Origin of the sequence: Moheibacter stercoris (assembly GCF_040545805.1) — a bacterium.
GTDB classification, from domain to species: Bacteria; Bacteroidota; Bacteroidia; order Flavobacteriales; family Weeksellaceae; genus Moheibacter; species Moheibacter stercoris.
In genome coordinates this window covers 293,212-303,684 of the sequence record NZ_JBEPMO010000002.1, presented here as the reverse complement: position 1 = coordinate 303,684, position 10,473 = coordinate 293,212, and the positions used below count along the sequence as shown (strand labels likewise).

Below are 10,473 nucleotides of genomic sequence, written 5' to 3'. Positions count from 1 at the left end.
AAACCAGCCAAAATTCCAGTTTTTTTTACCGTTTAGAAAAAATGATCAGTTTTTAAGCTAGAAAAATGAAATTTTAATATCCAAGAAGCAAAAAATAAATATTAAGCATAAAAAAGAGACTGTCTTTTGAGACAGCCTCTTTTTTTTATGATCTTTTTTCGTAACGTACGAAAGAATATTCGATAGAATGCTTTTCGTCAATCGGATGTTTTTCTCGAAATGTTTCTTCCCAAATATCTTTGTTAATTTCTGGAAAGGAAGTATCGCCATCGAAATCTTGGTGTACTTCTGTTACTTCCAAAACATTTGCTAATTCCATCGATTGTTGGTAGATATTTCCTCCGCCAATGATGAAGATTTCGGAATCAATTTCTGAAGCAATTTCAATTGCTTTTTCCAATGAATTTGCGGTAATAATTCCATCAGCTTTCCAATCAGCATTTCGAGTGATGACAATATTGGTACGATTGGGTAGTGGTCGACCAATGGATTCGTAAGTTTTACGACCCATGATGATAGGATGTCCAGAGGTCAACGCCTTGAATCGCTTTAAATCATTGGGCAAATGCCAAATCAATTGGTTGTCATTCCCGATGATGTTGTTCGCTGCTTTGGCTACGATGATGGTAATATTTGGCTTCAATGGATGAAAAATTTAGGTTCAAATATAGAAATAAAAAAGCGGAAAGATTTTCATCTATCCGCTCGATAAACTTTATTGAAAATTCTTATTTCATAGAATCTTTTGCTTTGTTCAAAGCTTCAATTTGTGCTTCCAAGGATTTAGAAGGAGCAGATTGATTGGCTTTCACTTTCAAAGAAATCGCTTGATCTAACAAGTTTTTCAACATAACGGTCAAGCTAGGATTGTCTTTGGCGTAGTATTGATGAACTTGTTTATAAGCTGTAATGACTTTTTGGGTCGATTCCATATCATCTGAACCCAAAACCCAACCAAAACCTTTTTGCAATTTGGCTCCCATTGCGGCATCTTCATATTGCGTAAATAAAAAGAATGCAACGTGCTCAGCCGATAGTGCTAATTTCGATTTGTCATTTTTGGAAATCCAAGTATCCATTAATTCTGCGATCAAAGCAGGATTCGTCGCCAGAACTTCATTGTCCAAACTTGCCAATTCATTGATTTTGGATGGATCTAATCGCAACACTCCAGCTGCTCCAGCCGATTGAACCGAATAAGATTTACTCTTCAAGGCATTGGAGAACATCGTTAAATCGGTATCGCCCATTTCGTTTAATTTTCTCAAAGCAGCCGATTGAACTTTGGTTTTAGGATCTGAAGTTGCGACTCTTTTCAATTCAGCAGTTGCTTTGGATTTCACTTTGGCGTCTTTGCCGTCCAAAAGTCCAATTGCTCGTTCACGAATTCCTTCGTAAGGATCTTTTAAGGCTGAAATCAGTGTGTTCAAAGCCAAATCATTGGTGCTTTGTGAATTTGCCAATGTTTGAAGTGCCAATAATCTCGTGGTGAATTCGTCTTTTCCATATTTGTATTGAGCGGCAATTTCTTCCATGGATTTGTTGTCGTTGATGTCGCATAACAAATCTTGATCGGCATTTGGAATCACAACTTCTGGTTTTTTTGCAGCGTCAAATTCGAAAACATTTTCTTTCTTTTTAGCAGCCCAAACTGTATGGCGTGTTGTTTTTCCATCAACTACTACATCAAATGCAATTGGGAATTCAAAGAATTTATCTTGGGTTTGAACCATGTTTATTTTGACTTTTTTCGAATTGGCATCGTAGGTATAGGCAATGTTCAATTTCGGGTGACCATTGGAGAAATACCATTGGTCAAAAAACCAATTCAAATCGCGTCCCGATACTTCTTCTAACGCCAATCTAATTTGTACCGCTTCGGCAGTTCCGTATTCGTAATCATGCAAATATTTACTTAAACCCGAAAAGAAAGCATCATCACCTAAATATCCGCGTAGCATATTCAAAACGCCCTTTCCACCTTTGTTATAGGAAACGCCATCAAACATATCTTCTCGCGCTTGGTAATGCGTACGAACTAAATTTTTATTGAAATTGGACGGATCCATTTTGTATCCTTGTAAATCGTCGTAACGATCTTCTTCTGCTTTGTCTTTTCCGAATTTATGTTCGAACCATAAGTATTCTGAATAGTTTGCCAAGGATTCATTTACCGTCAAATTCCCCCAACTTTCTGTGGTAACCAAATCCCCGAACCAATGGTGAAATAATTCGTGCGCAATGATTCCTTCGGCGGTATTTTCATCGATCAATTGTCCAGGTTTTTGCTGAACTTTATCGTAGAAAATTACAGCAGTTGTGTTTTCCATCGCGCCACTGACATAATCTCTGGCAGTGATTTGATGGTATTTGTTCCAAGGGAATTCATATTTCAATAAATCAGAAAAGAAACCAATCATTTCAGGTGTGTTTCCAAAAATATCTTTGGCGTATGGAGCGTATTCATGTTCGACATAATAATCAACATCAATATTTTTCCATTTGTCTTTTACAATTGCATAATCCCCGATTCCGACATAAAATAAATATGGAGCATGTTTTTGTTTGAAATTCCAATAATCGGTACGCGTTCCATCGGAATTTTTGGTTTGTTTTTCCAGTTTTCCATTGGACAAAGTCACAAATTTGTCAGGAACCGTCAAATACATTTCTTGCGAAGTCTTTTGATTGGGTTTGTCAATGGTTGGGAACCAACAAGAGCTCGATTCGGTTTCACCTTGCGTCCAAACTTGAATTGGTTTGTTGGGATCTTCTCCTCTCGCATTGATGAAATACATTCCTTTTGCATCGGTAATCGCAGCACTAGCATCTTGTTTCACTTCGTTTGGACGAGCGGTATATTTGATGTAAATGGTATATTCTTCTGTTCGTTTATAGGTTTTGTCCAAATCAATGAAAACTTGCCATTCGTCATTTTTGAAATTCAATTTCGACTTGGAATTCCCTTTCACTAAAGAGACTTCATGAATCAACATGGCTTTGGCGTCCAAAACCAATTTGTTGGTTTCATAAAAATGTGGTTTCAAGGTTATCCAAGCCTCACCATACACTTGTTCTTTTTCAAAATCGAATTTCAAATCTAGTTTGGTATGAACGAGTGAATTGATTTTTTCTGGTTCTGCACGGAAAATCGCCATTTTATCGGCTTGATTTTCACGGTAACTCGGCGGTAAACTTTCCTTTATCTGAGCGTAGGATTGCGAAACGATGAAAAATCCAAGCGCAATACTGAATAGTTGTTTTTTCATATGGTAACCTATATTATTTGTCAAAATTCGTCGAAAGATAAACAAAAAAGTTACAAGGATATTCTCAAAAAGATGTTAATTTTCTTTGAGTTAGAGAAGATTTCGAGGAATTTTATTGACGTGTCAATTATTCCTTAAACAACTGAATCGTATAGTCCAACAATTCAGATCCACCAATTTTTCCATGACCAGGAATGACCAATTGGATGTCTGGAAATCTGTTTTGAAGGTTTCGAATTGTTGTTGGCCAGGCTTCCACATTGGAATCACCTAAATAGCCTTTGGATGCATCTATTTCCTTAACCAAACAACCGCCAAACAATGTTTTTTCTTTAGGAAAATACACTACGGAATTGTCTTTTGTGTGACCTTCTCCTAAATAGGCCAAAATGAATTCTTCTTGTCCGATTGTTAATGTCATTTCTTTGTCGAAGCCATTCTGAGGAACATTTTCCGTTTCGTTTTGAAGAAGAGAAATTGTTTTGGACGAAGCGTAGGAAGGTATGTTTTTCTTATGAAATTCGTCCAAACCACCAATGCAATCTTCATGGAAATGTGTTGAAACTACTGCTTTTATGGTAGAATTAAAATCGTTTTCTAGGAATTGAATGAGTTTTTGAGTTGCCTCATCATTGGTTGGTGTATCCATGACGATGGCTTCCCCATTGCTGATGACAACCATTCCGTTGCATTCCACATTTCCAAAACTTTCGGTCTGTAGATAGGAAATATGCTGAAAAACTTGTTCTGATAATTGGATGATTTTCAATTCGTCAGTATCCAATACTACTTTTTGAGAAAATATTGGAGTTTGTTCTGTTTTGGATTCTTTTGTGGGTGCATCTTTCGGACTATTGCATGAAAGGAAACATGTCAAAAGGATGGTGAATAAGTAGGTTAGGTTTTTCATAAAATGTTTTTCTTTTACACAGCTACTTCTCCCTTGATATGCGGATGAGATTCATATCCTTCTAAACTAAAATCTTCAAACGTAAAGTCGAAAATATCTTTGATTGCTGGATTGAGTTTCATCGTAGGCAATTTTTTCGGTTCGCGCGTCAATTGCAAATTGATTTGATCAAAATGATTGGAATAAATATGTGCGTCACCAAATGTATGGATGAAATCTCCTTCTTGTAATTCGCAAACTTGTGCCATCATTTTCAACAACAATGCATAGGATGCAATATTAAAAGGAACGCCCAAGAAGATGTCGGCACTACGTTGGTACAATTGCAAAGACAATTTGCCGTCGGCAACATAAAATTGGAAAAAAGCATGACAAGGAGCCAATGCCATTTGATCCAATTCGCCTACGTTCCAAGCGGAAACAATAATTCGTCTTGAATCTGGATTGTTTTTGATTTGGTCGATTGCCATTTTGATTTGGTCAATGGTTTCACCGTTGGGTTTTCCCCAAGAACGCCATTGATGACCATATACTGGTCCTAATTCTCCATTTTCATCGGCCCATTCGTTCCAAATTCTCACACCATTGTCTTGTAAATATTTGACATTGGTGTCACCTTTCAAAAACCATAACAATTCATGGATGATGGATTTCAAATGCAATTTTTTGGTGGTGACCATCGGGAAACCTTCTGACATATCAAAGCGCATTTGATATCCGAAAACACTTTTTGTTCCCGTTCCCGTGCGGTCTTCTTTGAATTGCCCATTGTCCATTACATGCTTTGCTAAATCCAAGTATTGTTTCATGATTATTTCGTTTTTGGAATCTTCAAATTTCGGATTAATTATAAGATTAACCAAATGGAAGATATTCACAAAATTAAATTTCTAACCTCCAAGGTTTATATTCACTCCTCCTAATTAACCTTGGAGGTTTTATAGAATTGAATTTAGAGATAATGTGCCTGCAAAAAATTGTTGAAAGTTAGAGATTCAAAAAATAAATTCCGACATTTGGATAGTGATTTCAAAAATTGAAATATTATGAAATTCCTGTTATTTTTATTGACAATATCTTTAATTGGTTGTACTTCATTTATTGCCAATAAAAATAATATTCCGTCTTTTGATAATCCTAATGCTAAAATAATAACTATAGAAAAAGGCTCTGCGAAAAATGGAATTAGAATAGAAACCGGGGGGGGAAGATTGTACGATGTTAAGGTTTATGGTTATGACTCCTCAAAAAAAGAATGGATAGAAATTTCTCAATATAGAAGCGATGGTATGGTGATTGGATTTTATGATGACAACCTTGTCAACTTCTCTTATTTTGCATTTGAATGTCAATACCGAAAAGATATAGAATTTCATCTTCTTCGTTCTGTTTCCGAATATGAAATGCGTGTATTTGCTGTTAGTAATAAAATTATGATTTAGAATCAAGACTTGAATCTTTTGTTTAAGTGAGGGTTCATTATATTACCGTAAATTGCATTTCGTACAGACGTGTAATGTAGAGACGTGCAATTGCACGTCTCTATTTGCAGAAATTTAACCAAATGAACCACGATTCAGAGAAATTCCAAGGGAAATACAGAATCCCCGAAGCACGGTGGAAAGGATTTGATTACGGGTCAAATGCAATGTATTTTGTAACCATTTGCACAAAAAACAGAGAAAATTATTTTGGCGAAATTCCCATCGTACAAACGGATATTTATCCGTCTGTACGGATGACCGAAATCGGAAAAATTGCAAATGATTTTTGGATGGAAATCCCTAAACATTATCCTTTTGTTTTGTTGGACGAATTTGTGCTGATGCCCAATCATTTACACGGAATCTTGATTTTCCGTAAAGAAAATTACAATGAATGGAATCTAAATAAATTCGGTGTACAGTCGCAAAATCTTGCGGCTGTCATTAGGGCATATAAATCATCGGTAAAAAGATATGCCAACCAAAAAAATATTGAATTTTATTGGCAAAGCAGATACTATGATAGAATTGTTAGAGATTATGAGGAATTAAGAAGAATTCAAATTTATATTCAAAATAATCCAAATAATTGGAAAAATGATGAATACAACCAAATGTAGATAGAGACGCACAATTTGTAGAGACGCACAATTGTGCGTCTCTACATAATACCAAATTCATATCTTTGCGGCATGATGAAAGAAAAAGAATCGGGAATTTTTGGTTTACGTCCTATCATTGAAGCATTGGAGGCAGGGAAAACCATTGATAAATTATTTGTCCAAAAGGGTTTGCAAGGGGAAATCTTTTCGGAATTGCGTAAGTACATTACGGAATACGAAATTCCTACTCAGTATGTTCCTTTGGAGAAATTAAACCGATTGACACGTAAAAACCATCAAGGTGTTTTCGCTTTTATTTCTCCGATTGAATTTCATAAAATTGAGAACCTATTGCCTCAAATTTGGGAACAAGGGAAAAACCCTTTCTTACTGATTTTGGATCGTGTGAGTGATGTAAGAAATTTCGGTGCAATTGCTCGAACTGCAGAGTGTGTTGGGGTAGACGCTATCATCATCCCAGAAAAAGGATCAGCTTCTGTCAATGCAGATGCGATCAAAACTTCAACAGGAGCTTTGTACAATATTCCTGTTTGTAAAGAAAACAGTTTGCGTAAAGTCTTTCAATATTTACAACAATCAGGAATCCAAATTGTCAGTGCGACAGAAAAAGCAAAGGATTATATTTACGATGCCGATTATGTTCCACCTACTGCCATTGTCATGGGAAGTGAAGAAGATGGTATTTCCAATGATTTGTTGAAAATCTCAGATCATATTGTCAAATTGCCAATGGTCGGGAAAACCTCATCACTCAATGTTTCGGTTGCTTGTGGAGCTTTTCTTTTTGAAGCCGTTCGCCAAAGAGGTGAATATTAACGTTTTCAATTCGAAATTTTTTCTAACTTTGTTCAGTTGAAAAATTTATTCCACATATTTGTTTTCCTATTGTCGTTCGGGATGTTACTATCTCCGGCAATGGCGTATGTGACTAATTTTTCTGAAGAAGTGGAAGTTTCATCTTGTTGCGCGTCCAAAGATTCAACTACTGAAAAGGGACATTCAGAAGAATCGGGTGATTGTCAGCATGAAGGAAACAAGGATTGTTGTGGTACAAATTGTCCCAATAGCGATTGTTGTTTGCATCTAAATGCTTACCAACCTTTGAGCTTTCAATCAGTTGAAATTTCAGCTGATGAAATCCAATTTACCTTTGCAAATCAAGAAAAAAATGATTTCTACAAATCGTTTTATTATCAAGAATTAATTTATTCAGTTTGGCAACCGCCTAAACTCATTTCGTAGATTTTAAGACTAAGCAATTCCTTATTTGGACATTGCTCAAATTTTATTAAAATTAAATCTAACGAAATGTTTACAAAATACTTATCCGTTTTCTTGTTGTTAATTGGAACCTTCCTATTTGCGCAAGAAATCACCAAAACAATTGATGTAAAAGGGAATTGCGGAATGTGCAAAACCCGAATTGAAAACGCCGTAAAAGAATTGCCTGCGGCATCGGGAACATGGGATGTTTCCACAAAAAAACTAAGCCTTCAGTATTCTGAAGATCAAACAAGTCTTGAGGCCATCATGCAGAATGTGGCCAAAGTTGGACACGACAATGAATTGTTTCGTGCGGAAGATTCCGTTTATGAAGCTTTGCACGGATGTTGTTTATATGAAAGAGATGATGCGACAACTAGTTCAGTTACATCTCAAAATTCACAAGATATGTCGGGATTGGAATCAAAAACCATCAAAGTTCGTGGGAATTGTGGCATGTGCAAAACTCGAATTGAAAATGCAGTGAAGTCTTTTCCTTCAGCTTCTGGAACTTGGGATATTTATTCCAAAGTTTTGGAAGTGAAATTTGATCCCAAACAAACCAATTTCAATTCGATTATGAAAAAAGTGGCAGAAGTTGGGCATGACAATGAATTATTTTTAGCAGATGATTCGGTCTATAAAACTTTACCAGGTTGTTGTTTATATGACCGAGAAATTTCTTGGGATGAGGTTCAAAACAGCAAAGGTACTCATGCTCATGATGAAGCTGCGCATGATCATAGCGATCCGAATCATTCTCACGACGACCATGACCATAGCGATCCCAACCATACCCATGATGCGCCAACCCAAACAACTATGAACGATGAGTCGGGTGAAGAGGGTTTAGAAGATTTGCCAACCGATGATGCTTCGATTCAATTAGGAACAGCGAATATTTCAGGAAACAAAGCGGCTTCTTTATTTGATAAGAAAGCAGCGGGTTTAACTGAAAACATCAGTGACAAAGAATTGTTGAAGGCAGCTTGTTGTAATTTGTCGGAAAGTTTTGAAACCAATGCAACGGTTGACGTTTCCTATTCCAATGCGGTTTCAGGAACCAAACAATTGAAAATGTTGGGTTTGGATCAGAAGTATGTTTTGATGACCAAAGAATTATTGCCTGAAATTCGTGGAATTGCCAATGCATACGGCTTAAATTTCATTCCCGGAAGATGGATTCAAAGCATTCAATTGGTCAAAGGTGCAGGAACGGTTACCAATGGTTACGAATCTATGGTGGGACACATCAATACTGAATTGTACAAATCGCATGACAAAGCCAAAACTTCTTTGAATTTCTTCGCGGATATCAACACAAGATTCGAAGGAAACTTTGTGCATAATGATAACATCAACGAGAAATGGACACAATCCATTTTATTGCATGGAAACGCAACGACCAATCGCCAAGATCACAATGATGATGGATTTATGGATACACCGATTGGGAAAAATGTCAATCTGAGTTATTTGTTGAATTATGAAGATTTGGAAAAATCGGGAATTGCGACGCATTTTGGTGTGAATTATTTGACCGATCATCGTTTGGCAGGACAGATGGATTTTCAAGAAGATGTAGACAAAGGAACGACCAACAATTATGGAATTGGAGTCGACATCCAACGTTTTCAGTTTTGGAACAAAACCGGATATGTTTTCGAAGGAAAACCTTATCAGAGCATCGGTTGGATGAATCAATTCAATTACCATGAACAAGAAAGTTATTTTGGATTGAGAACTTATGATGCGGAACAGAGAACATTTTATTCCAACTTAATCTTTGAAAGTATTATTTCCAATACCGCTCATAAATTCAAAACTGGTTTGAGTTTCTTGTATGATCACTATGATGAATTGTACAATAAAAATTCGTTCAAACGTACCGAGACTGTTCCAGGCGGATTTTTTGAATATACCTATGGAGATGATAAATGGACAATTGTAGCCGGAGCAAGAGTGGATTTACACAATTTAGCAGGTACACAATTCACGCCAAGATTAAATGTGAAATACGATGTAACACCGAAAACAATCTTACGTGCATCTGCGGGAAGAGGTTTTAGAACAGCCAACATTTTTGCAGACAGTCAAAATTATTTTGCTTCCAATAGAGAAATTGAAATTTTGCCCAATGCTGATGGAGAAATCTATGGATTGGAACCAGAAATTGCGTGGAATTATGGAATTAGTTTGCAACAAGAATTTCGAATTTTTGGTCGAAAAAGTACCGTTGTAGCAGATTTGTTTCGAACCGATTTTCAAAAACAAGTGGTAATGGATTTGGATAATTCGGCACAGAAAATTTTATTCTATAATTTGGATGGAGATTCCTATGCCAATAGTTTGCAAGTTCAATGGGATTTTCAACCGATTCGTCGTTTAGATGCCAAAATCGCTTACAAATTTTACGATACCAAAACAGATTATATCAACGGCTCAGACGAATTGCCATTCACACCGCAACATAGAGGATTCCTAAATTTGGCCTATGCAACCATGCGTAAAGCCAATGGAAGTCAATGGAGTTTCGATACAACTTTGCAATGGGTGGGCGAACAGAGATTGCCCAATACAGCTGGAAATCCGCACGAATTTCATATTCCAGAATATGGAGAGTCTTACTTTCAGTTAAATGCGCAGATTGCCAAAAATTTCAACAAAGTGATTCGTGTATATGTCGGAGGTGAAAATTTATTGGGTTATACCCAGCATAATCCTATAATTGACGCACAAAATCCATTTGGAAATTATTTTGATGGCGGAATGGTCTATGCGCCCGTTATGCCAGCGAATTTCTACATTGGACTAGATATCGATTTTTAATTGAAATAGATGAGTAATCATCCGAAGCCTCAAAGAGAAATCTTTTGAGGCTTTTTTTATTGAAATTGAGTAAATTTGATTTTTGAACATAAAAT

General features: G+C 36.3%; 9 protein-coding genes. 5 read left to right on the top strand and 4 right to left on the bottom strand.

All coding sequences use genetic code 11. The annotated features are described in order from the left end of the window. Positions 1 to 145: 145 nt before the first annotated feature. The 4 genes from ABID46_RS03325 to ABID46_RS03310 form a co-directional block, all read right to left on the bottom strand. A complete protein-coding gene (locus ABID46_RS03325) occupies positions 146 to 643 on the bottom strand; it encodes a dihydrofolate reductase (RefSeq protein ID WP_354507037.1) in 498 nt (165 codons plus the stop codon). Positions 644 to 728: 85 nt separating this feature from the next. Continuing rightward, positions 729 to 3,269, bottom strand: a complete 2,541-nt coding sequence (locus ABID46_RS03320) for a M1 family aminopeptidase (RefSeq protein ID WP_354507035.1) — start codon at positions 3,267 to 3,269, stop codon at positions 729 to 731. Positions 3,270 to 3,396: 127 nt separating this feature from the next. Then, positions 3,397 to 4,179, bottom strand: coding sequence for a subclass B1 metallo-beta-lactamase (gene bla, locus ABID46_RS03315; RefSeq protein ID WP_354507033.1), 783 nt, complete (start codon positions 4,177 to 4,179; stop codon positions 3,397 to 3,399). A gap of 14 nt (positions 4,180 to 4,193) precedes the next feature. Further along, positions 4,194 to 4,988, bottom strand: a complete 795-nt coding sequence (locus ABID46_RS03310; RefSeq protein ID WP_354507031.1) for a thymidylate synthase — start codon at positions 4,986 to 4,988, stop codon at positions 4,194 to 4,196. 237 nt (positions 4,989 to 5,225) lie between these two features. On the opposite strand from ABID46_RS03310, the gene ABID46_RS03305 reads away from it, so the two are divergent. From ABID46_RS03305 to ABID46_RS03285, 5 genes are all read left to right on the top strand, one after another. Next, on the top strand, positions 5,226 to 5,621 hold the full coding sequence (locus ABID46_RS03305; RefSeq protein WP_354507029.1) for a hypothetical protein: 396 nt from the start codon (positions 5,226 to 5,228) through the stop codon (positions 5,619 to 5,621). Between the two features lie 122 nt (positions 5,622 to 5,743). Continuing rightward, a complete protein-coding gene (locus tag ABID46_RS03300) occupies positions 5,744 to 6,283 on the top strand; it encodes a transposase (protein ID WP_354507027.1) in 540 nt (179 codons plus the stop codon). Positions 6,284 to 6,355: 72 nt separating this feature from the next. Next, the gene (gene rlmB / locus ABID46_RS03295; protein ID WP_435529316.1) at positions 6,356 to 7,102 is read left to right on the top strand and encodes a 23S rRNA (guanosine(2251)-2'-O)-methyltransferase RlmB; all 747 of its coding nucleotides are present in this window, start codon (positions 6,356 to 6,358) and stop codon (positions 7,100 to 7,102) included. An 81-nt stretch (positions 7,103 to 7,183) separates the two neighbouring features. Continuing rightward, a complete protein-coding gene (locus ABID46_RS03290; RefSeq protein WP_354507025.1) occupies positions 7,184 to 7,528 on the top strand; it encodes a hypothetical protein in 345 nt (114 codons plus the stop codon). 66 nt (positions 7,529 to 7,594) lie between these two features. After that, positions 7,595 to 10,378 carry a TonB-dependent receptor domain-containing protein gene (locus ABID46_RS03285; RefSeq protein ID WP_354507023.1) on the top strand — a complete coding sequence of 928 codons (2,784 nt, stop codon included), beginning with the start codon at positions 7,595 to 7,597 and terminating at the stop codon, positions 10,376 to 10,378. Positions 10,379 to 10,473: the final 95 nt, after the last annotated feature.